General features: G+C 74.8%; 24 protein-coding genes and 1 tRNA gene. 16 read left to right on the top strand and 9 right to left on the bottom strand.

Going from position 1 to position 21,399, the window contains the following annotated elements:
* The first annotated feature begins 42 nt into the window (after positions 1–42).
* Positions 43–462: a hypothetical protein gene (locus tag LPC08_RS07225; RefSeq protein WP_230452030.1), complete on the top strand. Its 420-nt coding sequence runs from the start codon at positions 43–45 to the stop codon at positions 460–462.
* Positions 463–470: 8 nt separating this feature from the next.
* Complete coding sequence (locus LPC08_RS07230) at positions 471–1,583, top strand: alginate lyase family protein (RefSeq protein WP_230452031.1); 1,113 nt, start codon at positions 471–473, stop codon at positions 1,581–1,583.
* On the opposite strand, the gene LPC08_RS07235 is transcribed toward LPC08_RS07230, so the two are convergent.
* From LPC08_RS07235 to tsaD, 4 genes are read right to left on the bottom strand one after another with little or no spacing between them, the layout of a single operon-like run.
* The gene (locus LPC08_RS07235) at positions 1,507–2,499 is read right to left on the bottom strand and encodes an NAD(P)H-dependent glycerol-3-phosphate dehydrogenase (protein WP_230452032.1); all 993 of its coding nucleotides are present in this window, start codon (positions 2,497–2,499) and stop codon (positions 1,507–1,509) included. The genes LPC08_RS07230 and LPC08_RS07235 overlap by 77 nt on opposite strands.
* Positions 2,492–3,319, bottom strand: coding sequence for a 23S rRNA (adenine(2030)-N(6))-methyltransferase RlmJ (locus LPC08_RS07240; RefSeq protein ID WP_230452033.1), 828 nt, complete (start codon positions 3,317–3,319; stop codon positions 2,492–2,494). Before LPC08_RS07240 ends, LPC08_RS07235 begins: the two co-directional genes overlap by 8 nt.
* A complete protein-coding gene (locus tag LPC08_RS07245; protein WP_230452034.1) occupies positions 3,316–3,897 on the bottom strand; it encodes a GNAT family N-acetyltransferase in 582 nt (193 codons plus the stop codon). The genes LPC08_RS07240 and LPC08_RS07245 overlap by 4 nt, the downstream gene beginning before the upstream one ends.
* On the bottom strand, positions 3,894–4,946 hold the full coding sequence (tsaD, locus tag LPC08_RS07250; protein WP_230452035.1) for a tRNA (adenosine(37)-N6)-threonylcarbamoyltransferase complex transferase subunit TsaD: 1,053 nt from the start codon (positions 4,944–4,946) through the stop codon (positions 3,894–3,896). The genes LPC08_RS07245 and tsaD overlap by 4 nt, the downstream gene beginning before the upstream one ends.
* Before the next feature lie 63 nt (positions 4,947–5,009).
* Between tsaD and hemC the strand changes: the two genes are divergently transcribed.
* From hemC to LPC08_RS07295, 9 genes are all read left to right on the top strand, one after another.
* The gene (hemC, locus tag LPC08_RS07255) at positions 5,010–6,047 is read left to right on the top strand and encodes a hydroxymethylbilane synthase (protein ID WP_230452036.1); all 1,038 of its coding nucleotides are present in this window, start codon (positions 5,010–5,012) and stop codon (positions 6,045–6,047) included.
* A gap of 95 nt (positions 6,048–6,142) precedes the next feature.
* The gene (locus tag LPC08_RS07260) at positions 6,143–6,784 is read left to right on the top strand and encodes a uroporphyrinogen-III synthase (protein ID WP_230452037.1); all 642 of its coding nucleotides are present in this window, start codon (positions 6,143–6,145) and stop codon (positions 6,782–6,784) included.
* On the top strand, positions 6,781–8,154 hold the full coding sequence (locus LPC08_RS07265; protein WP_230452038.1) for a COG4223 family protein: 1,374 nt from the start codon (positions 6,781–6,783) through the stop codon (positions 8,152–8,154). Before LPC08_RS07260 ends, LPC08_RS07265 begins: the two co-directional genes overlap by 4 nt.
* Entirely contained in the window at positions 8,154–9,446 is a 1,293-nt protein-coding gene (locus LPC08_RS07270) for a heme biosynthesis HemY N-terminal domain-containing protein (RefSeq protein ID WP_230452039.1), read from the top strand. Before LPC08_RS07265 ends, LPC08_RS07270 begins: the two co-directional genes overlap by 1 nt.
* A gap of 61 nt (positions 9,447–9,507) precedes the next feature.
* Positions 9,508–9,582, top strand: a tRNA-Thr gene (locus LPC08_RS07275).
* 187 nt (positions 9,583–9,769) lie between these two features.
* Positions 9,770–10,639 carry a transglutaminase-like domain-containing protein gene (locus tag LPC08_RS07280; protein WP_230452040.1) on the top strand — a complete coding sequence of 290 codons (870 nt, stop codon included), beginning with the start codon at positions 9,770–9,772 and terminating at the stop codon, positions 10,637–10,639.
* A gap of 245 nt (positions 10,640–10,884) precedes the next feature.
* Positions 10,885–11,601, top strand: a complete 717-nt coding sequence (locus LPC08_RS07285; RefSeq protein WP_230452041.1) for a GntR family transcriptional regulator — start codon at positions 10,885–10,887, stop codon at positions 11,599–11,601.
* Entirely contained in the window at positions 11,598–13,019 is a 1,422-nt protein-coding gene (locus LPC08_RS07290) for a hypothetical protein (RefSeq protein ID WP_230452042.1), read from the top strand. The genes LPC08_RS07285 and LPC08_RS07290 overlap by 4 nt, the downstream gene beginning before the upstream one ends.
* On the top strand, positions 13,016–14,008 hold the full coding sequence (locus tag LPC08_RS07295; protein WP_230452043.1) for a Bug family tripartite tricarboxylate transporter substrate binding protein: 993 nt from the start codon (positions 13,016–13,018) through the stop codon (positions 14,006–14,008). Before LPC08_RS07290 ends, LPC08_RS07295 begins: the two co-directional genes overlap by 4 nt.
* A gap of 33 nt (positions 14,009–14,041) precedes the next feature.
* On the opposite strand, the gene LPC08_RS07300 is transcribed toward LPC08_RS07295, so the two are convergent.
* The gene (locus LPC08_RS07300) at positions 14,042–14,338 is read right to left on the bottom strand and encodes a 4a-hydroxytetrahydrobiopterin dehydratase (protein ID WP_230452044.1); all 297 of its coding nucleotides are present in this window, start codon (positions 14,336–14,338) and stop codon (positions 14,042–14,044) included.
* 71 nt (positions 14,339–14,409) lie between these two features.
* Between LPC08_RS07300 and LPC08_RS07305 the strand changes: the two genes are divergently transcribed.
* Positions 14,410–14,805 carry a metallopeptidase family protein gene (locus LPC08_RS07305; RefSeq protein ID WP_230453008.1) on the top strand — a complete coding sequence of 132 codons (396 nt, stop codon included), beginning with the start codon at positions 14,410–14,412 and terminating at the stop codon, positions 14,803–14,805.
* A gap of 20 nt (positions 14,806–14,825) precedes the next feature.
* On the opposite strand, the gene LPC08_RS07310 is transcribed toward LPC08_RS07305, so the two are convergent.
* A complete protein-coding gene (locus LPC08_RS07310; RefSeq protein ID WP_230452045.1) occupies positions 14,826–15,203 on the bottom strand; it encodes a response regulator in 378 nt (125 codons plus the stop codon).
* A gap of 78 nt (positions 15,204–15,281) precedes the next feature.
* Positions 15,282–16,331: a DUF2891 domain-containing protein gene (locus LPC08_RS07315; protein ID WP_230452046.1), complete on the bottom strand. Its 1,050-nt coding sequence runs from the start codon at positions 16,329–16,331 to the stop codon at positions 15,282–15,284.
* A 228-nt stretch (positions 16,332–16,559) separates the two neighbouring features.
* Here LPC08_RS07315 and LPC08_RS07320 point away from each other — a divergent pair, with 228 nt between their 5' ends.
* From LPC08_RS07320 to LPC08_RS07330, 3 genes are all read left to right on the top strand, one after another.
* Positions 16,560–16,877 (top strand): HU family DNA-binding protein, encoded by a 318-nt coding sequence (locus LPC08_RS07320; protein WP_230452047.1) that lies wholly within the window; start codon positions 16,560–16,562, stop codon positions 16,875–16,877.
* Positions 16,878–17,003: 126 nt separating this feature from the next.
* Positions 17,004–17,300 carry a SemiSWEET family sugar transporter gene (locus LPC08_RS07325; protein ID WP_230452048.1) on the top strand — a complete coding sequence of 99 codons (297 nt, stop codon included), beginning with the start codon at positions 17,004–17,006 and terminating at the stop codon, positions 17,298–17,300.
* A gap of 125 nt (positions 17,301–17,425) precedes the next feature.
* On the top strand, positions 17,426–18,775 hold the full coding sequence (locus tag LPC08_RS07330; RefSeq protein WP_230452049.1) for a glycosyltransferase family 4 protein: 1,350 nt from the start codon (positions 17,426–17,428) through the stop codon (positions 18,773–18,775).
* Here the strand turns inward: LPC08_RS07330 and LPC08_RS07335 are convergent.
* Positions 18,742–19,782 carry an MBL fold metallo-hydrolase gene (locus LPC08_RS07335; RefSeq protein WP_230452050.1) on the bottom strand — a complete coding sequence of 347 codons (1,041 nt, stop codon included), beginning with the start codon at positions 19,780–19,782 and terminating at the stop codon, positions 18,742–18,744. The two genes, LPC08_RS07330 and LPC08_RS07335, sit on opposite strands and share 34 nt — an antisense overlap.
* 65 nt (positions 19,783–19,847) lie before the next feature.
* Here LPC08_RS07335 and LPC08_RS07340 point away from each other — a divergent pair, with 65 nt between their 5' ends.
* On the top strand, positions 19,848–20,438 hold the full coding sequence (locus LPC08_RS07340; RefSeq protein ID WP_230452051.1) for a 3'-5' exonuclease family protein: 591 nt from the start codon (positions 19,848–19,850) through the stop codon (positions 20,436–20,438).
* Between the two features lie 22 nt (positions 20,439–20,460).
* On the opposite strand, the gene LPC08_RS07345 is transcribed toward LPC08_RS07340, so the two are convergent.
* Positions 20,461–21,306 carry a dienelactone hydrolase family protein gene (locus tag LPC08_RS07345; RefSeq protein ID WP_230452052.1) on the bottom strand — a complete coding sequence of 282 codons (846 nt, stop codon included), beginning with the start codon at positions 21,304–21,306 and terminating at the stop codon, positions 20,461–20,463.
* Positions 21,307–21,399 lie beyond the last annotated feature (93 nt).

Here is a 21,399-nt window from a genome sequence, read left to right on the forward strand (position 1 = left end):
TCCCGGCGCATCGGAGGGGACGAGACAGGAGCGAACCCGTCCATGCCGTCCTTCAAGGGCAAGGCGCCCGGTGCCGGCGCCGGCGAGATCTCCCGCCGCACCCAGGCGCTGCGGCCCTCCATCGCGCTGCAGCCGAAGCAGCGGGACAAGGCGCGCCAGCTCCGCCGCCAGGGGCTGGAGCCGGCGCAGATCGCCGAGGCGCTGAACGTCCCGCTGGAGGAGGTGGAGAAGGCGCTGGTGCAGATGCGCATGCCGCGTCCGGAGACGACGCGCGGCACGCTGAACGTGACCCTGGCCGCGCACCGGCTGGTCATGCAGGAGCGCAAGGGGAACGAGCCGATCTGGGTCACGATGGACCGGATGCTGGACGAGCTGCTGCGCCTGCGCGCCGAGAAGGAGCGTCCCAAGCGCCGCGCGGGCGAGCCGGCGCCGCTGCCGCTCTTCGGCGGCGAGGGCTCCTGAGCCGCGCGATGCGGCGGGCGCCGTGCGGCGCGGTGGTGGCCGTGCTGCTTTCCGCCCCAGGCGCCTGGTCTGCCGAGCCGCTGCGCGGGCCTTTCCCGCCGGCCCCGCCCGCCGCCGGCCCCGCCCGCGACTGCCCGCCGCCGCCCGAGCCGGTCCGCGCCATCGAGGGCGTCTCCTTCTACGCCGATCCCGCCTTCTCGCGCCCCGATCCTGCCCGCTTGGCCGCCGACCGGGCGGTCCAGGCGCGGCTCGACCGCTTCCTCGACGCGGTGCAGGGCCCGGCCGACCGGCACCGCGAGGGGATGGCCGGGGCCGCCGCCTGCGCTCTGGCCACGCTCGATTCCTGGGCGAAGGACGGGGCCCTGCTGGGCGCCGTGAACCAGCAGGGCGGCTATCACCGGGTCTGGGCCCTGGCCGGCGCCGCGCTGGCCTTCCTCAAGGTCCGGGATGCACCGGGGCTGGACCCCGTGGCGCTGGGGCGCGTCGGGCTCTGGCTGCGCCGCGTGGCCGAGGCGGCCCGGCCGCGCTACGACCGGCCCTCGGCCGCGGCCATCAGCGACACCCGCAACAACCACGCCGCCTGGGCCGGGCTGGCGGTCGCGGCCGCCGGGATCGCGGGGAACGACCGCGTGCTGTTCGACTGGGGCATGGAGCGCCTGCGCGCCCAGCTCGCCCAGGTCACGGGGCAGGGCGCGCTGCCGCAGGAGCTGGCCCGCGGCGCGCTGGCGTTGCACTACCACCTCTTCGCGCTGCAGGCCGTGGCGGTGCTGGAGCGCCTGGCCGCCGCGAACGGCGTGGCGCTGCCGGCGGCGGAAGCGGCGGCACTCGACCGGCTGACGCGCTTCGCCCTGGCCGGCGCCCAGGAGCCGGAGACGGTCGCGGCCCTGGCCGGGGTGGCGCAGGACGACCCCTGGCTGGGCGGGCGGCCACCCCTGCGGTCCGGGGCAGGGCTGGAAATCCGGGCGCAGGCGGCGCCCGATCCGTCCCTGGAGGCGGCGCTGGCGCCCTTCCGACCCTATGCGGTGCGCTGGCTCGGCGGCCGGGTCAGCGGGGCCTGGGGGGCGGCAGCTCCTCCCGCCGCGGCCGGTCCAGCAGCCGCGCCACCGCCTCCGGCACGCTGAGCCCGCCCTCCAGCACGGCCACCACGGCGGCGCAGAGCGGCATCTCCACCCCGGCGGCCTGCGCCCGGGCGAGCAGGGCCGGGGCGGTCGCCGCACCCTCCGCCACGCCCGTGCCGGCCGCCAGGGCCTCGGCGGCGCCGCGCCCCTGGCCGAGCGCATGGCCCAGGGCGAAGTTCCGGCTGCTCGGCCCGCAGCAGGTCAGCAGCAGGTCGCCGAGCCCGGAGAGGCCAGCGGTGGTTTCCCTCCGCCCGCCCTCGGCATCGACCAGCCGGCCGATCTCCGCCAGGGCGCGGGCGACCAGCGCGGCGCGCGCATTCTCCCCCAGCCCCGCCCCGACCACGGCCCCGGCGGCGATGGCGGCGACGTTCTTGGCCGCGCCGCAGATCTGCACCCCGACCGGGTCGTCATTGTCGTAGAGGCGGAAGGCGGCGGTGGAGAGCCGCTCCCGCACCGCCTCGCGCAGCGCCGCGTCCCGGCTCGCCACGGCGGCCGCGGCGGGCAGGCCGGCGGCGACCTCATGCGCGAAGTTGGGGCCGGAGAGCACAGCGGCGGGCAGGCCGGGACGCGCCTCGGCCAGGATTTCCAGCGGCAGCCGCAGCGTGCCGCGCTCCACCCCCTTGGCGACCACGACGGCGGCGGGGAGGGGCGGCAGGCCGGCCAGCGTGGCGCGCAGCGGCTGCACCGGCACGGCCAGCACCGCCAGCCCCGCGCCGTCCAGCGCCTCGGCGGCGTCGGTGGTCACGCGGATGCCGGCGAGCGAGGCGGAGGGCAGGCGCGGATTCGTCCCGCCCGCCCGCATCGCCGCCGCCCTGGCCGGGTCGCGCGCCCAGAGCGAGACCTCCGCCCCGGCGCGGGCGGCCTGCACGGTGAGCGCCGTGCCCCAGGCGCCGGCACCGATCACCGCGACCCTATTCATCGGCCAGCCGCGTGACGGCGAAGCCCTGGCCGGGCTCGCCATCCCCGAGACGCTCCAGTAGGGCGGCCAGCATCGCCCCCGCCGCCGCCTCGAAGCCGTAGGGCGGGTTCACCACGGCCAGGCCACAGCCGTTCAGCCGGGTCGGGTCGGTCGGCTCGCGCAGCCACAGCTCGCAGGCGAGGACGTCGCGCAGCCCGCCGGCGCGGACGGCGTCGTGGAAGTCGCGCACCGGGGCGCGGTGCTTCACCGGATACCACGCCGCCTGGACGCAGCCCCGGAAGCGCTTCCACACCGCCAGCATCGTGTCGGACAGCCGCGCGAAATCCCCCTCCTTCTCGAAGGGCGGGTCGAGGAGGAGCAGGCCGCGCTTCTCCGGGAAGGGGGTCAGGGCGAGGGACGCCTCCCACCCGTCGCGCTCGTGGATCGCCACGCGCGGGTCGCGGCCCATCGCCGCCCGCAGCACGGCCTGGTCCTCGGGGTGCAGCTCGCACAGCACCAGCCGGTCCTCCTCGCGCAGCAGCGCCTGCACCAGCGCCGGGCTGCCGGGGTAGAGCGGCGGCCAGCCCTGCACGCGCACGGCGTCCAGCCAGGGGGCGAGGGGGCCGTCCGCCACGCCGTCCAGCCGGCCGATCCCGCGCCGCCATTCCCCCGTGCGTGCCGCGCGCTCCTCCGTCAGGTCGTAGCGGCCGATCCCGGCATGGGCGTCCAGCACCCGGAACGGCTTCGGCTTGCGGCCCAGCGCCAGGACCAGATGGTGCACCAGCGCGTGCTTCAGGCAGTCGGCGAAGTTGCCGGCGTGGTAGGCGTGGCGGTAGTTCATGCGGCCGGCTTCTGCCCCGGCGGGGGCGCCTCCGCCAGTGGCGCCTCCGCCGGCGGGTCGTCCGTGAGGCGGGCCCAGCGTTCGTGGTCGCGCCATTCCCCGCCGATGCGGAGGTAGCGCGGCGAGAAGCCCTCATGCCGGAAGCCCAGCCCGCGGACCAGGGCGATGGAGCGGAGGTTGCCGGGCTGGATGTTCGCCTCCAGCCGGTGCAGCCCGAGGTCCCGGAAGGCGAATTCCAGTGCGAGCGTCAGCGCCCAGCGCATCGCCCCGCGCCCCTCCTGTCCGGCCATCGCCCAGTAGCCGAGATAGGCGCTGTGGAAGGCCCCGCCGGCGATCTCGTTGAGGTTCACCACCCCGACCGGCGCGTTGCCGTCCACCCGGCGCACGACCAGCCCGATGTTCGGCCCGGTCAGGCCACGCAGGAACCAGGCCTCGAACCCCACCTCGTCGGTGAAGGGCTGCACCCACGGGTGGTGCAGGGTACGGCTCGCCCGATGGGCGGCGATCAGCGCGGGGGCGTCGGCCCGCGAGGGGCGGCTGAGGCGGATGCCGCCGCCCTCGGCGACATGGCCCCTCATGCCGCCTCCGCATCGGGGCCGGCCAGTTCCGCCAGGGGCCAGCGCGGGCGCGGGGCATGGTCCACCGGATCGGCCAGCCCGGCGCGCAGCCGCTCGATCCCCGCCCAGGCCACCATCACCGCATTGTCCGTGCAGAGCCGGATGGGCGGCGCGATCAGCGGCAGCCCGGCGGCCTCCGCCACCCCGGCCAGCGCCGTCCGCACCCCGCCATTCGCCGCCACCCCGCCCGAGACCACCAGCGCGGTCGCCCCCGTCATCATGGCCAGCGCGTGCCGCGCGCGGTCGGCCATCACGGCGGACACGCTGGCCTGGAAGGCGGCGGCGATGTCGGCCTTGCCCGCCTCGTCCGTCAGCTTCGTCACCGCATGGGCCACGGCGGTCTTGAGGCCAGAGAAGGAGAAGTCGCACCCTTCCCGCCCCAGCAGCGGGCGGGGCAGGGGGATGCGCCGCGGATCGCCCGCCGCCGCCAGCCGCTCCAGATGCGGCCCGCCGGGCCAGGGCAGGCCGAGCAGCTTGGCCGCCTTGTCGAAGGCCTCGCCCACCGCGTCGTCCAGCGTGGTGCCGAGCCGGCGGTAGCGTCCCAGCCCCTCCACCGCGACGCACTGGCAATGCCCGCCGGAGAGCAGCAGCAGCAGGTAGGGGAAGGCCGGTGCCTCCGGTAGCAGGCCGGGCAGGCGCGGGGTCAGCGCATGCGCCTCCAGGTGGTTCACCGCGACGAAGGGCAGGCCATGCGCCAGGGCGATCCCCTTGCCGAGGCTGGCCCCCACCACCAGCCCGCCGATCAGCCCGGGCCCCGAGGTCGCCGCCACCCCGCCCAGCGCGGCGGGCGCCACACCGGCCTGTTCCAGCACCCGCTCGGCCAGCAGGGGCAGGTGGACCAGGTGGGAGCGCGCCGCGACCTCCGGCACCACGCCGCCGAAGCGGGCATGCTCGGCGAGCTGGGTCAGCAGCGCCTCGGCCAGGATGGTGCCGTCCGGCGCCAGCACGGCGGCCGCCGTCTCGTCGCAACTGCTCTCCAGCCCCAGCACGGGCCCACTCACGCGTTCCATCGGACCCTCACCCACGCCTGCCGCCGCTTTCCCCGCCGCCGTGACGGCTCTATGACGCGCCGCATGCTGCCTGCCCACCCCGCTGCGTCCCCTGCGCCGATCCCGGCGACGGCCACCAGCGGCCCCGTCCCGTCGCACCACCGCCCCGCCGGCCACGGCCTGCCGCTGCGCGTGGGCACGCGCGGCTCGCCGCTGGCGCTGTGGCAGACGCGGACCTTCCTCGCGCTCATCACCCGCTTCTGCCCCGTGCTGCGCATGGCCGAGGCGTTCGAGGAGCACGTCATCACCACCTCGGGCGACCGCATCCAGGACCGGCGCCTGGCGGATATCGGCGGCAAGGGGCTCTTCGCCAAGGAGATCCACGAGGCGCTGCTGGACCGGCGGATCGACTTCGCCGTCCACAGCCTCAAGGACCTGGAGACGGAGATGCCGCCGGGCATCGTCCTCGCCTGCACCCTCAAGCGGGAGGACGCGCGCGACGTGCTGCTGCCGGGGCCGCGCTGCGTCGGGCTGGACCCTTCCGACCCCTTCGCCACCCTGCCGGCCGGGGCGCTGGTCGGCACCGCCAGCGTCCGGCGGCAGAGCCAGATCCTGCATGCGCGCCCCGACCTGACGGTCACGATGATCCGCGGCAACGTGCAGTCCCGCCTGCGCAAGCTGGCCGATGGCGAGGTCGATGCCACGATGCTGGCGCTGGCCGGGCTGCGCCGGCTGGAGCTGGAGCCGGAGGGCATGGTGGTGATCGACCCCGAGGCGATGGTCCCCGCCGCCGGCCAGGGCATCGTCGGCGTCACCGTGCGCGCCGCCAACACGGAGCTGCACGAGCTGCTCGCCGCCATCGAGGACCCGGAGGCGCGCGCCGTCTCCCGCGCGGAGCGCGCGCTGCTGGCTTCGCTCGACGGCTCCTGCCGCACGCCGATCGGCGGGCACGCCAAGCTGCTGCCGGACGGCTCGCTGCGCCTGACCGGTCTGGTGGCGCGGCCCGACGGCTCCTTCCTGCTCAAGCGCAGCACCTTCGGCCCCGCCGCCGAGGCGGAGGCGCTGGGCGAGGCGCTGGGGCGCGAGCTGCGCGCCGACAGCCCGGCCGACATCTTCCACTGACGCCTGCCGCGCCCCCGGCGGGCTGCCTGGTCACGCGGCCCGAGCCGGGCGCGGCCGAGACCGCCGCCCGGGTTGCTGCGCTGGGCTGGGTCCCCGTGCTCGCACCGGCCCTTCGGCTCGATGCCCGCACCGTGCCGCTGCCCGCCGCCCAGGCCGTGTTGCTGACCAGCCGGGCTGCCGCCCGCGCCCTGGCCGGGCGCTGGCCGGCGGCTCCCGTGCTGGCCGTGGGGGAGGCCAGCGCCGCCGAGGCCCGCGCCGCCGGGGCGGGCATGGTGGCCGCGGCCGGCGGCACGGCGGACTCCCTCGCCGCCCTGGCCGCCTCCCGGCTGGACCCCGCCCAAGGGCCGCTGTTGCTGGCGGCGGGGGAGGGCTACGCCCGCGACCTCGCCGAGGCGTTGCGGCATCGGGGCTTCCGGGTGCTGCGCCGCGTCGTGTATGCCGCAGGACCGGCCCGGCACCTGCCGGAGCCGGCCCGCGACGCCCTGGCCCAGGGCCAGGTCGGCGCGGCCCTGTTCTTCTCCCCCCGCTCGGCCGAGGTCGCGCTGCGGCTGTGGCGGGAAGCGGGCGTGGCGGCGGCGGCAACCGCCGTCGTCGCGCTCGCGTTGAGCGCGCGCGTGGCCTCGGCGCTGCAGGACCTGCCCTGGCGGGACCTGCGCGTCGCCTCGCGTCCGGACCAGGACGCCCTGCTGGCCCTGCTGGGGCCGGCGGGCCAAGAAGGATCGCTGCCCGTCCCATGAGCGACAGCCCCGCCACGCCCCCGGAAGCCGCCCCTGCCGGCGCGGCGCCCCGCGCTGCCAGCACCCTGCCGCCCTCGCCCCCGGCGAAGTGGCTGGACCCCGCCGTGCTGCCGATCCTGGTGGGGATCGTGGTGCTGGGCGGCGCGCTGGCCTTCCTGTTCTCCTCGCCGCGCTCCGGCACGGCGCCGGGCGAGGATCTGCGCGGGCAGATCGCCGCGATCGACGGCCGGATCGCCGCGCTGGAGGGCCGGCCGAATCCCGCAGCCGGCCTGCCCGAGCGCATCCAGGGCAATGAGCGCCGCCTCGCCACGCTCGAGAGCACGGCGCAGGACCTGGCCTCCCGCCCCCCCGGCGACCCTTCCAACAAGCCCGCCATCGAGGCGCTGGCGGCCCGGCTGCAGGGGCTGGAGGGACGCGAGCACGACAGCACCAAGCGGCTGGAGGAGAGTCTGGCGGGGCTCGAGGCCGACCTCGCCCAGCGCCGGGCCGCGGCCGATGCCCGCCGCGCTGAGACGGACCGGCAGCTCGATTCCCGCCTCGCGGCGATCGAGGGGCGGCAGGCCGAGGCCGGCCGGCTGATCGAGCAGCGTGCCGCGACGGCCGACACCCGCATCGCCGAGGCGGAGCGCCGCGCCGAGCAGCGGACCACGACGGCCGAGGCGGCCTTCCAGCAGCGCATCGCCGCGGCGGAGAAGCAGTTGGCCGACCGCATCGGCGCCGCCGAGGCTGCCGTGCAGCCGCGCCTCGCCGCGCTCGACCAGAGCATCGCGCAGCGGGTGGAGGCGGCGAACCAGGAGATGGACCGCCGGATGGAAGCCCAGGCTGCCGCGCTGGACCAGCGGCTGGCGACGATCGACCAGCGGCTGCGGCAGGCGGAGGCGGCGGAACGCCGGGTGGGCTTCCTGGCCGCGCGCGGCGCCATCCAGGCCGCGCTGGAGGCCGGGCGGCCGCTGGGCGGGGCCCTGGCCGGGCTGCCCGGCACCCCGCCGGCGCCGCTGGCGCGTTATGCCAGCGCAGCGCCGCCGACCGAGGCGTCGCTGCGCCTGTCCTTCGAGGAGGCGGCCCGTGCCGCCCGCGACGCGGCGCAGCCGCAGGGGCAGGGGGTGATGGATTCGGCGCTCTCCCGCATCCAGGGCCTGGTGACGGTCCGGCGCGGCGAGGAGGTCGTCGTGGGCGATCGCGTCTCCGGCGAGCTGGAGATCGCGCGCCGTGCCCTGGAGGCCGGGGACCTGGAGGCCGCCATCGCGCGGCTGGAGCGGTTGCCGCCCCCGTCCAAGGCGGCGATGGAAGGCTGGCTGGCCCAGGCGCGGGGGCTGCAGGCGGCACGCAACGCGCTGGGTGAGCTGAGCGCCGAGCGGAGCGCCGGCTGATGCTGCGCGCGATCGGGCTGCTGATCCTCCTGGCGGCGGGTGTCGCCGCCGCCTGGTACCTCCGCGTGCTGGGCGGATTCATGGAGCTGCATGTCGGGGACGTCTTCGTCGCCGTGCCGCTCTGGCTGCTGCTGATCGGCAGCATCGTGCTGTTCCTGGTGCTGCATGGGCTGCTGCGCGGCTGGGCATCGCTGCGCGCCTGGCCGGCCCGGGCGCGCGCGCGCCGTGCCGCGCGCAACCGCGCGGATGGCGACGCGGCGGTGACGCGGGCGCTGATCGCCCTCGCCGCCGGCACGCCCGACCAGGCGCGGGTGGAGGTGACGCGCGCCCGCCGCATGCTGGGCGACACGCCGCACACCCTGCTGCTCGCGGCCGAGGCGGAGCGGATGGCCGGGCGGGAGGAGGCCGCGAACACCGCCTTCCGCGCGCTGGCGGAGCGTGAGGATGCGCGCTTCCTGGGGCTGCGCGGCCTGTTGCGCGCCGCCATGCAGAAGGAGGACTGGGCCGAGGCGCACCGGCTGGCGCGCGAGGCGGAGGCGGCGCAGCCGGGCGCCGCCTGGATCCGCGAGGAGCGCGGCCATCTGGCCCTGCGCACCCATGACTGGCGCGAGGCCCTGGCGCTGGCCGGCCCCAAGGGCGGCGGGACCGCCGGGCTGGCGGTCGCGCCGCTGGCCCTGGCCTCGGCGGCGGAGGAGCCGGATCAGGCGCGGGCACTGGACTACCTGAAGCGCGGCTTCGAGGCGGATCCGGGCTTCGCCCCGGTGGCCGTGGCCTATGCCGGCCGCCTCACGGAGACGGGCCAGGACCGGCGGGCGCGCAAGGTGCTGGAGGAAGCCTGGGCCGCCCAGCCGCACCCCTCCATCGCCGAGGCCTACCTGGCCGGCCAGTCCGATCCCCTGACGCGGATGAAGTCGGCGGAGGCGCTGACCCATGCGCGGCGCCAGCATCCCGAAAGCCGGCTGTTGCTGGGGCGGGAGGCGCTGGCGGCCTCGCTGGTCGGGCGGGCGCGGGCGGAGCTGGAGGCGCTGGCTGAGAGCGGCGAGGGCGACCGCCGGGTCTTCCTGGCCCTGGTCGAGCTGGAACGGGTGGAGCTGGGCGACACGCCCGCCGGGCGGGCGGCCGAGGGCCGCTGGCTGCGGGCCGCCGCGGCCGCGGCGCCGGAGCCGCGCTGGGTCTGCACCGCCTGTGGCACGGAGCAGGCGCGGTGGGAGCCGGTCTGCAGCCATTGCCAGACGGTTGGCCGCATTGCCTGGGCCGGGGCCGCGCCGTCCCGGACGCTTTCCGCGGCCTGAGCGCCGCCGGCGGAGTTGCCTGTTGCGGCGTGTGCGGCTAGAGAGCGCCGCACCGCCGGATGCCGACGTAGCTCAGCGGTAGAGCAACTGATTCGTAATCAGTAGGTCCCCGGTTCAATCCCGGGCGTCGGCACCACTCCCCTCCCTGGCATTCGCCTGCATCACCCCGCATCGTGACGCTGCCGGGTGACCCATGGCCACCCGTCGAGCAGATGTGAGGACCGCCGGAACGTCTTTCCCACAGCGGGGCCGGCCGGCCGCTATGGTACCGCAACGGCTCCGACGATCGGACGTGGGCGCTGCCGTCTGTCGAAGGGACCCGAATGCACATCCAGGTGGGATACCGCCTTACCTATGACCTGCCTCAGCCCACGCCCATGGTGCTGATGCTCACCATCCATCCCAGCCGCGCCGGCGATATCCTGGTTCCCGAAGCGCCCGTCTTCGATCCGCCGGTCGCGGCCAGCCCCTATCGCGATATCTTCGGCAACATCGGCACGCGGCTGGTCGCGCCGCCCGGCCGCTTCACCCTGTCGAACAGCGCCGTGGTGCGCGACAGCGGGCTTCCGGATACCCTGGTCCCTGACGCCGTGGAGCACCCGGTCGAGACGCTGCCCGACGAAGCGGTCGGCTTCCTGCTGGGCAGCCGCTATTGCGAGACGGACCTGCTTTCCAACGCCGCCTGGCGGCTGTTCGGGCATCTCCCTCCCGGCTGGCAGCGTGTGCAGGCCGTCTGCGATCACGTCCACCGGCACATCGCCTTCGACTACCAGGCGGCGCGCGCCACCCGCACGGCGGCCGAAGCCTTCGACGAAGGCCGCGGCGTGTGCCGGGACTACGCGCACCTCGCCATCACCTTCTGCCGCTGCCTGAACATCCCGGCCCGCTACTGCACCGGCTACCTGGGCGACATGGGCACGCCGCAGCCCTGGGGTGTCCCGGATTTCGCCGCGTGGTTCGAGGTCTATCTGGGCGGCGCCTGGCACGTCTTCGATGCCCGCAACAACGTGCCGCGGATCGGACGGATCCTGTTGGCGCGCGGGCGGGATGCGACGGATGTCGCCATCACCACCACCTTCGGATCGCACTACCTCGCGGGGTTCGAGGTGCAGACCGACGAGCTGGCGGCGGCATCCCTCGGGCAGGTCGAGGAGCCCCTGCTGGAGCCTTCGGCGGTTCCGGGCCGGCTTTAGCGGCGCGACCTGCGAAGCGAGCGGCGCAGCGGCGCCGTGCCGTCCGGAGCTGGACTGCGCGGCGTCGGGCGGGGCCTGATGCCGTCCATTTGACCGCCGACGCGACGCTCCGCTGATGCCGGGGCGATCGGCTCCGCACCGGCCCTGATTCGGGCCGGGAGACGATACGATGTCACCGCCGTGGCGGCCCGCAGTACCGGTATACCGGTATTGCGGGGGTACGCCCGGTTGTGCAGCATGGCCGCATGCCGCGTTCACGATACGATGCCCTGCCACCCGCGGTGATCGAACTGCCCTCGGTGGACCGTCATCGTCCTGCGCCCGAGCAGATCTACAGCGCCCTGCGCCGCGCCATCCTGCGCCTCGAGCTGCATCCCGGCGCGCCTGTGGCGGAGGCGGCCATGGCCCTGCGGGTCGGTGTCAGCCGGACCCCGGTGCGCGAGGCCATGCGCCGGCTGCGCGAGGAAGGGCTGGTCGAGGTGATGCCCAACCTCGGCAGCTTCGTCACCCGCCTGTCCCTGTCACGCCAGGAGGAGGCGGTGACGCTGCGCCGCCTTTTGGAAGGCGAGGCCGCGGCGCGGCTCGCCAACAGGATCGGCCCGTGGCAGCCGGTGCTGCGCCGCCTGCTCGGCGGACAGGAGGAGGCGCTGGCGGCCGGGCGGCAGGATGTCGTCTATGCGCTCGACGAGGCCTTCCACGGCACGCTGTTCGAGGCGGCCGGCCTGCCCCTGATGTGGGAGTCCTGCCGCATCGCGCGGGCGCACATGGAGCGCGTCCACCATGCCGCCGTGGCGGTGCGGCAAAGGATCGCGGCCGCGGTGGCCGCGCATGCCGCGATCCTCGACGCCATCGAGGCCGGTGACCCGGAAGCCGCGCGCGCGGCCATGGCGTCGCATATCCAGGCGAATGCCGCCGACCTTGACGCGCTGCGGCGCCAGCACCCGGACTGGATCGGCCCATGAGCCCGCGAGGCGACCAGCTCGGCATCACCGTGATGCCGGAGTTCCTTCTCACCGAAGGGGCGGAGGCCGTCCTCGACAACCTCCAGCGCCGGGCGGGCGCGACGGCGATCGCGACCTCGCCCTACGTGCTGACCCCGACCCCGGACGGGGAAGGCGGGCGGGAGCCGCCGATCGATGCCGGTGCCGGCGGCGCGCGGCTGCTCGACCGTCCGCTCTGGGCGCGCCGCGAGCTCTGGGTGCGTGCCGCGCCGGCCTTCGTGCCGGATACGGCGCTCTATGCCGGGCTCCGCTACCAGCCCGCGGAGCCGGATTCCCTGACGATGGAGCAGGGGCCGCGCATCGCCGCCGCGATCCGCGCAGCGAAGCGCCGTGGCCTGGCCGTCCACCTGCAGGTGCAGGCGGCCATGCCGCCGGGCTACCGGGTCCAGTTCGGCGGCCCCGCGGCCGAGGACCGGCCCCTGCTGCCCGATGGATCGGAGCTGCCCGGGCGCGTGGATGGCAACGCGTCGCTCGCCTCCGAAGCGGTGCTGGACTACCTCCGCGCCCTGCTGCGCGATCTAGCGCGCGCCTATCCGGAGGTCGACGCGATCCGCCTGGACTGGCCGGAATACCCGCCCTACGCGCCGGCGGCCGCCCTGTTCGACTTCTCGCTTCCGGCGCAGGCCCTGGCGCGCCGCCTGGGCTTCGACCTGGAGACGATGCAGCGGGATGCGCTCGCCGTCCTGCATGCGATCCGCGATGGCCGCGCGGCGCAGGCGGTCCTGGCGGCGCAGCCCGGCGGCACCGCCGACGCGCTGCTGCGCCTGATGCGCGCGCGGCCCGGGCTGGTGGAGCTGGCGCGGTTCAAGGCCGCCGTGGCCACGCGCTTCGTCGGGGCCGCGTCGGCGGCGCTGCGCGAGGCGAGCGGCGGCCGCATCGCGCTGATCCCGCAGGGCTTCCCGGCGCCGCTGGATGTCGTCAGCGGCTTCGACCCGGCCGCGCTGGCACCCCTGGTGCCGGCGATGGGCGTGAAGCTCTACACCATGCACTGGCCGATGATTCTGCGCTTCTGGGCGGAGGGGATGGGGCGGCCCGGCGACCCGGCGCTGCTCGCCGCGCTGGCGCAGGCGCTGGATCTGGTGGACGGGCCCGCCGATCCCGCGCGGCTGCGCTATCCGGAGCCGGAGGAGCCGCACCCGGTCGGCGCCGGCGCGCAGGCGCGCAAGATCGCCGCGGCACGGATGGCGGCGGGCGGCACCCCCGTCTTCGCCTTCGCCCACAGCTACGGGCCGCTCGCGGACGTGGCGGCGCGCTTCCGCATCGCCTGGCGGGCCTCGGGGGGGCGGGTCTTCGTCAACCGCTACGGCTACCTGTCCGACGCCAAGCTCGATGCCATCGGCGCCATCCGACGCGAAGCGCCGCAGGGAGGACCAGCATGACCCACACCCTCCGCCAGCCCGGCCGCCGCGCGCTGCTGGGCCTCGCCGGCGCGGCGCTGCTGTCGCGGCCCGGGCTGGCGCAGGGCGCCTGGCCCGAGCGCGGCCTGACGCTGATCGTGCCCTTCGCGCCGGGCGGGGCGACGGACATGATCGGGCGCCTCGTCGCCGACCGGCTGTCGCCACGGCTCGGCCGCCCGGTGGTGGTGGAGAACCGCCCGGGCGGCGCCGCCAATATCGGCGTGGCCGCGCTCGCCCGCTCGGCGCCCGACGGGTACACGATCGGGATCGTCAGCCTCACCACCTTCGGCCTCAATCCCTGGCTCTACCGTGACAGGCTGCCCTTCGACCCGGTCGGCGACTTCGCCTTCATCAGCAACGGCGCCACCACGCCCAACGTGCTGGTGGTCAATCCGCGCAAGGTTCCGGCCGGGACCCTGCAGGAGCTGGTCGCCTGGCTGCGCGACCATCCGGGCCAGGCCAATTACGGCTCCTCCGGCGCGGGGACGGCGATCCATGTGGCAATGGAGATGTTCCTTGCCGCCGCCGGGGTGAAGGCCACGCACGTGCCCTATCGCGGCTCGGGCCCCATGATGACGGACCTGGTCGGCGGGCAGATCGACCTGGCGATCGACGCCGCCTCCGTCGCCTGGCCGCATGTGCAGTCCGGGGCGTTGCGGGCCGTCGCCACCACGGGGGCGGAGCGCGCCTCCTTCTCCCCGGATCTGCCGACGCTGGCGGAAACCTGGCCGCAGGTCGTCATCGATCCGTGGCACGGCTTCGCCGCTCCCGCCGGCACCCCGCGGCCGGTGGTGGAACGCCTGTCGCGGGAGATCCAGGCCGTGCTGCGCGAGCCGCAGACGGAGGAGAAGATGCGCCAGCAGGTCATGGTGCCGCGGCCGATGGACCCGGCGGCCTTCACCGCCTTCGTGGCGGCCGAGCGCGCACGCTACGGCGCGGTGATCGAGCGGGCGAACATCCGCGTGGACTGACGGCGGCCCGCCACGGCGCCGCGGCGCGGCGCCTCAGCGTCCGGCGAGGAGGGCATCGATCGCCCGGGCGAGCCGCAGGTCACGCGCGCTGAGCCCCCGGGCGTCATGGGTGGTCAGCACGATCTCCACGCGGTTCCACACGTTCGACCATTCCGGGTGATGATCCTGGCGCTCCGCCAGCAGGGCCACGCGGCTCATGAAGCCCCAGGCCTCGCCGAAGTCGCGGAAGGCGAAGCGGCGCCGCAGGGCGTCGCGCCCGGGCACCGGCTCCCATTCCGGCAGATCCCGGGGGATCCGCTCCCGTTCCGCCGCCGTCAGGGCCGGGACCATCGCGCCACCTCCATCGGAACAGCCTCGGTGCTTGACGCGCCGGGGCCGGATATGCGCCCCCTGTGCGGGCCATGCAGCGCTACACCACCCCCCCGAGCATCGACGACATCGCCGAGCTGGCGGAGGCGGCGCTCGGCGCCCTGCCGCAGGAGCTTCGCGCCTCCATCCGCGGCGTCGCCATCCTGGTCGAGGAGGTGCCGGATGACGACACCCTCGCGGAGATGGAGCTGGACCACCCCTGGGAGCTGACGGGCCTGTACCGCGGCCGGCCGCTGACGGGGCGATCGAGCACGGATGTGCCGATGGAGCCGGACACCATCCAGCTCTACCGCGAATCGATCCTGGTGGAGTGGGTGGAGAGCGGGGAGGACCTCTTCCGCCTGGTCCGCAACGTGCTCATCCACGAGATCGGCCACCACTTCGGCTTCTCCGACGAGGAGATCGCGCGGCTGGAGGGCGAGGAGTAGGGAGGGTGCGCGTCGGGCGCTCAGGCGCCAGGCAGCGCCGGCGGGGGCAGGAGGTCGCGGACGGCCGCCAGAAGCTCCTCGGTCCGGAAGGGCTTGGTGAGCGCCCGCTCCCGGCAGGACAGGTCGAGGCCCGTGAGGCGTTCCGGCTCGCCGCTGACATAGAGGACGGACAGGTCGGGGCGGATGCCCCGGGCCCGGTCCGCAACCTCGAACCCGTCCACCGATTCGCCGAGGTTCAGGTCCGCCACCAGCAGGGGGCGGGGGCACGCCATGCTGATCAGGCCGAGCGCCTCCTCCGGACTGCCGGCCGAACACGCCTGCCACCCGGAGATTTCGAAGATCGTCACCAGCGTGCTGCGGATCAGAGCTTCGTCGTCGATGATGATGACCTCGGACAACCTCCCGACTCCCCGGGCTTCCTGTGCCCTGTCTCAAGACCCGACCCTAGGGAATCGTTCCCTCGTTGAAACCGATTCTCACGAAGTCGGGATATCGCTCCGGTTGTTGTGAAGCCCGTCCGCATCGTCGGCGTCCAGCGCCAGCACGGCGAAGGTGGCCAGCCAGTGCTCGCCCATGTAGTCGCCGGACACGTGCGGCAGGCTGGCCTCCAGGTGGTCCCGCGCCGCCTCCAGCATGCGCGGCCGCCGCGGGTCCTCGGGGGACAGGGAGGTGGCCAAGCTCCGCCAGCACCACGCGCGGCTCAGGTTCAGCCCGTCCAGATGGGCGATCTTGCCGTCGCTGCGGTCGCTCACGGTGGCGGGGCGGAAGAGCGTGGCCGGCTCGCCCTCGGCCAGGCGGGGCAGGAAGCCGTCGAACCAGCGCGCGAAATCCGCGCCGTCCAGCAGGCGGCGCATGCACTCCGCCTCCATGAGCGCCGGGGAGAGGAAGTCGTCCCCGCCCGGCTCCCAGGCCTGGCAGCCGGCGTCGTCGCCGTACCAGGCCCGGGCCTTCTCCCGCAGCAGCCGGGCCAGGGCCGGGTCCCGTGCCGCCGCGTATTCCTGGGCCAGCGCCAGGGCGAAGGCGGTGCTGGTATGGGTACCCGTGCGGATCGGGTAGGTGGCGCGCGGCAGGAAATCGTGGAACCGGTCGGCGAAGGCCCGAGCCAGCGGGGCCAGCACGCGCCCCGGCCGCGGGTCCTCCCGCCGGTCCAGCTCCGCCGCCAGCATCAGCAGCCAGGCCCAGCCATAGGGCCGCTCGAAGCCGCGCGCGCCGGGACGGGCGAGGTAGGCGCACTCGGCCGCGACGTTGCCCTCGGTGAGCAGCTCGTCGAACAGCGTGGCGATCCGCGGCGCCGCGGACAGGCCGGGGAAGCGCCGCCGCAGCCGGGCCAGCAGCCACCAGGCATGGACGCAGGAGTGCCAGTCGAAGCTGCCGAAGAAGATCGGGTGCAGCGCCCGGGGCGTCCGCGCATCCTCCGGGCCGGCCAGCACGTGGTCCAGCTTATTGGGGTACTCGCGGGTGACGTGCCCCAGTGCGATCGCCGCGAATCGGTCGGCCAGGGCCTCGGTGAGTGCTGCGGTCATCATCGGCTTCCTTCCTCGCCCGTTCCTGCGTGCCGGTCGGCAAGATTCTCGTGACCACGCGGCGAATCGCTGTGCAAGCTCAAGGATTGACCGCATGGTGCGGCGGATCGTGTCCGTGGCCTGAGCCCGCGAGGCGCCCGGGCCGGTCGGCTTGGCTTCGGCCGCGGCCTCCGCCCCCGTTGGCCTGGACCGCCGACTGCGCTACGCGGCACGACGTGAAAGGGATCCCGCATGTCTAAGAAGTTCCTCACCGACGTCATCGTTCAGTCCAGCGATATGACGGGCGTGGCCGCGAACAAGCTGGCCACCGCCCTGATCGAGGCGATCAAGAACGAGATCATCAGCACCGGCCGCTTCTCCCTGCCGGAGTTCGGCTCCTTCTCGGTGCGCGAGACTCCGAAGCGGACCGCGCTGAACCCGCGCACCGGCGAGAAGGTCGCGGTCAAGGCCGGCGCCACCGTGAAGTTCAAGGCCAGCCCCGCCATGAAGGAGTCCGCCTTCGCCGGCCTGAAGAAGGCCAAGCGCAAGGCGGCGAAGACCCCCGCCTGATCCGTTCGGGTCGCCGGGCCGGCCCCGGCCCGGCGACCTGCCCGCCGGCAACCCGGCGGGCCGCGAGGGGTTCTGTCCCGCAAGGGCGGCCCCCGTGGCGAGGCTGCCCTGCCGGGAGCAGGCAGGATGGATCTCGCGACCCTGGTCGGCGGCGCCGCGACCCTGGCCTCCGTCACCAGCTTCGTGCCCCAGGCCTGGAAGATCATTCGGACCCGTGACACCGCCGCCATCTCGGCCGGCATGTATGCTGTGACCGTGCTCGGCTTCGCGCTGTGGCTGGCCTATGGGCTGTTGCTGGGCCAATGGCCGCTGATCGCCACGAACGGGCTGTGCCTGCTGCTGTCCGCCTTCATCCTGGTGATGAAGCTGCTGCCGCGTCCGCAGAAGGAGGCGGTGGCGGCCGCGCTCGATCCCGGCGGCTGAGCGGGCCCGCGCGGCCGGGCTGGGGGGCGCCAGGGATCGGCGCGGTCCAGGCGCGTGGCCCCGCTCTCCGGACGAGGATCTGGGGTGCGAACGCGCCTGCGCCGGAAATGCTCTAGGTTCGGGCCATGACGCCACGAATCTGCATCGATGGGTATAATCTGGGGCTGGAGCAGGGCACCGGGGTTGCGACCTATGCCCGCAACCTGTCCTTCCGGCTCGGGGCGATGGGCGCGTCGGTGGACGTCCTCTACGGCACGCGGGCAAGCCCGTCCAAGGACCCGCTGATCCGCGAGATCGCCTTCTTCGACGGGCGCGTCGGCAAGGCGCGGCCGCTGGGCCGCATCCTGCGGACGGTGCGGCGCCTGCTCCTGCCGGCGATCGGCCACAAGGCACAACGGGTGCCGATCACGGGCACGGTGCTGACGCGCAGCTTCGAGGCGCGGCTGCCGCATTTCGACGCGCTGTGGAACGTGGAGGAGCTGTTCTCCCTCGCCGCCAACCACTTCAATCTGCACAAGACGCGGCTGAAGGTGCGCCTGCCGGAGCGGCCGGGGCTGATGCACTGGACCTATCCGGTGCCGGTCGTGGCCCGCGGCCTGCGCAACATCTACACGCTGCACGACCTGGTGCCGCTGCGCCTGCCCTACACCACGCTGGACCACAAGCGCCGCTACCTGCGGCTCAACCGGCTGCTGGTGCGAGAGGCGGACCACATCGTCACCGTCAGCGAGGCGTCGCGGCGCGACATCATCAACCTTCTCGGCTGCCCGCCGGAGAAGGTGACCAACACCTACCAGTCGGTGGAGCTTCCCCCGTCCCTGGCGCGCAAGCCGGAAGACGAGGCGCGCGACGAGGTGATGGGCTCCCTCGGCCTGGGCTGGAAGGAGTACTTCCTGTTCTTCGGCGCGATCGAGCCGAAGAAGAACGTCGGCCGGCTGATCGAGGCCCATCTCGCCTCCGGGGTGGCGCGGCCACTGGTGATCGTGGGCAAGCAGGCCTGGAAGAGCGAGGAGGAACTCCGCATGCTCTACGAGGACCACCAGCGCTGGGTGCTGCCGGGGGGGCAGGGCACGGCGACGGCCGCCCGGCGCCGCCTGCGCGAGCGCATCATCCTGGTGGACTACCTGCCCTTCCGCCTGCTGGTCAGCGTAATCCGCGGCGCCCGGAGCGTGCTGTTCCCCTCGCTCTACGAGGGCTTCGGCCTGCCGGCCCTGGAGGCGATGAGCCTCGGCACGCCCGTCCTCACCTCCGACACCGCCTCCCTGCCGGAGGTGGTGGGCGATGCGGCGCTGACCGTGGACCCCTATGACGTGCGGGCTCTGGTGGAGGGCATCCGGGCGCTCGACACGGATGCCGATCTGCGTGGGCGCCTGTCGGAAGCCGGGCCACGCCAGGCGGCGCTGTTCTCGGCCGCCGCCTATGAGCGCCGGATCGCGGCGCTCTACGGCCGGCTGGGCGTGCCGCTCGGCGGCTGATCCCCGGCGAAGGCCGCCGCCGACTCGGCGAGCAGCCGCTCCTCCTCCCCCTCGTAGCGGGGCGAGAAGTGGAAGGGTTCCAGGCACCGCACCCCCGCCACCCGCGCGATCTCCCCGGCGGCCTGCGTCGTCAGGTGGCCGCGCCGCGCCGCGAGGGTTGCGTCGGCGGCGGCGAAGCTTGCCTCGCAGAACAGCAGGTCGGCGTCCCGCACCAGGGCCACCGCCGCTGCCCGATTCGCGGCCGTGTCGGCGAAGTCGGTCAGGTAGCCGATCCGCATCCCCGGCGTGACGGCGACGGCCCCGCGCACCTCGCCCAGAGGCCGGGCGGGGGCGGCGGCCGCCTCGGCCGCCCGGGCGAAGACGGGCACGGGGTGGTCGTCGGACGCCCCGTCCAGCACCGCCTGCTTCAGCCGGGCGAGCCAGGGCCCCACCGGTAGCTCGTGCCGCTCCAGCCAGTCCCGGTCGATGTTCGCCTGGGCCGGCTGCGCCAGCGCATAGCCGAGGCAGGCGGTGCGATGGTGCTCCAGCGGCGCGGCGCGGATGGCAAGGCCCGGCAGACGCAGCACCACCCCATCCTCCGCCGCGCCCGCCTCGCCGGGCTCAGGCGCGAAGCCGGTGGAGAGGCGGAAGCGGATGCGGCGCCAGGACAGGTCGGGCGCCACCTCCGTCACGGCGAAGGTCAGCTCCGCCTCGTAGAGATCGACCAGGTCCCAGGCATAGCCGGCCAGCTTGTGGCCGATCCGTTGCGCGATCCCGGCGGGGCCGAGGAGGGCGACCGTGCGCTGCCGCCCGACCAGGTGGCGCAGCCAGTGGTCGAAGCCGATCAGGTGGTCGACATGCGCGTGGCTGACCAGCGCCGCCTCCACCTTCAGCAGCTGTCGCGCGGGCAGGAGGTGCAGCGCGCCCAGGTCGAGCAGCAGGGCGCGACGCTCGAAGCGGAAACCGAGGAAGACGGCCGGGTCGCCGAAGCGGCCGTTCACCAGGCTGGCATGGATCGGCGGGAGCATCGTGCCGTGGGAACTCCGACGCCCGGGCGCGGTTGGCAAGCCATGACGGCGGCAGGGGGCAAGCGATGGCCCGGGTCTTCCTGGATTTCGAGGCCAGCTCGCTGGGCAAGCGCAGCGTGCCGATCGAGGTCGGCTGGGTCTTCGAGGACGGGGAGGGGGAGGACCACCTGATCCACCCTGCGCCGGACTGGACGGACTGGTCCGCCTTGGCCGAGGCCACCCACCGCATCCCGCGCGAGCGCCTGCTGCGCGAGGGCGAGGCGCATGGGGCGGTGGCGCGGCGCATGGTCGAGCGGCTGGCGGGCCAGTCCCTCTACGCCACCGCGCCCTCCTGGGACGGCCAGTGGCTCAGCCGCCTGCTGCGCGCCGCCGGCCTGCCCCGCCACGCGCTGCGCCTGCGCGACACGGACGAGGCGGAGGAGGCGGCGGTGCAGGCGGCTCTGCGCGACGCCGGTATCCCGGAGGCGGAGCGGGAGGTCATGGCGGGGTCGTTGCTCGCCGCGACGCGGGAGGCGTGGGAACGCGCCGAACGCCCGCCCGCGCACCGCGCGCTGGAGGATGCGCGCCAGTCGCTCGCCCGCTTCCAGGCGATCCGCCGGGCGGCGGAGTCCGCCGCCGCGGCGTGGCGGCGGGGCGAGGCGCCGGCTGGCGGCTGAGAGCCCGCGGGAAGGGCGTGGACTATCCTGCCCCGTTCGCCTGGAAGAAGGCGAGCATCCGCTGCCACCCTTCCTTCGCCGCCGCCTCGCGGTAGGAGGGACGGTAGTCGGCGTTGAAGGCGTGCGGCACGCCGTCGAAGACGATGATCTCGGACTTCGCCTGCCCCGCCTCGCGCAGCGCCGCGCGCATGCGCTCCACGCTCGCCACCGGGATGCCCGTATCGGCGCCGCCGTAGAGGCCCAGCACGGGCGCCTTCAGCTCCCGCACCACCCCGATCGGGTGGCGCGGCTGCAGCGGGTTGGTCTCGCCCTCCAGCCGCCCGTACCAGGCCGCCCCGGCCTTCAGCCCCGGGTTGTGCGCGGCATAGAGCCAGACGATCCGCCCGCCCCAGCAGAAGCCCGTGATGGCGAGGCGCCCGGTATCCCCGCCCTGCGCCTTCGCCCAGGCCACGGCCGCATCCAGGTCGGACATCACCTGCGCGTCGGGGGTGCGGGAGACGATGTCGCGGATCAGCGCCTGCATGTCCGCCTGCCTGGTGGGATCGCCCTGGCGCGCGAAGGGCTCGATGGCGACGGCGAAGTGCCCGGCCTTGGCCAGCCGCCGGGCCACGTCCTTGATGTGCTCGTGCAGGCCGAAGATCTCCGGCACCACCAGCACGACCGGTGCGGCGGTGCCGCCCGCGGGCCGGGCCATGTAGGCGGGGATGGCGCGGTCGGCGGCGGGGATCTGGACGTCGCGCGCCTCCAGCCCGGCAGTGTCCGTCTGGATCACCGTCTGAGCCACGACCGGCTGGGCGGCCATTGCGAAGCCGGTCAGCGTGCCGGCCGCGGCCAGCACGCCGCGGCGGGTGGGATCGTCCTGCGCCATCCGAAACATTCCTCCCGGGGAAGGAGGAGCCTGCCCCGTCCCGCGCCCGCTGGCCAGGGGAGAGCCTCTGGACAGGAATTCCGAAACGGGGCT

Origin of the sequence: Roseomonas sp. OT10 (assembly GCF_020991085.1) — a bacterium.
Lineage (GTDB): Bacteria > Pseudomonadota > Alphaproteobacteria > Acetobacterales > Acetobacteraceae > Roseomonas > Roseomonas cutis.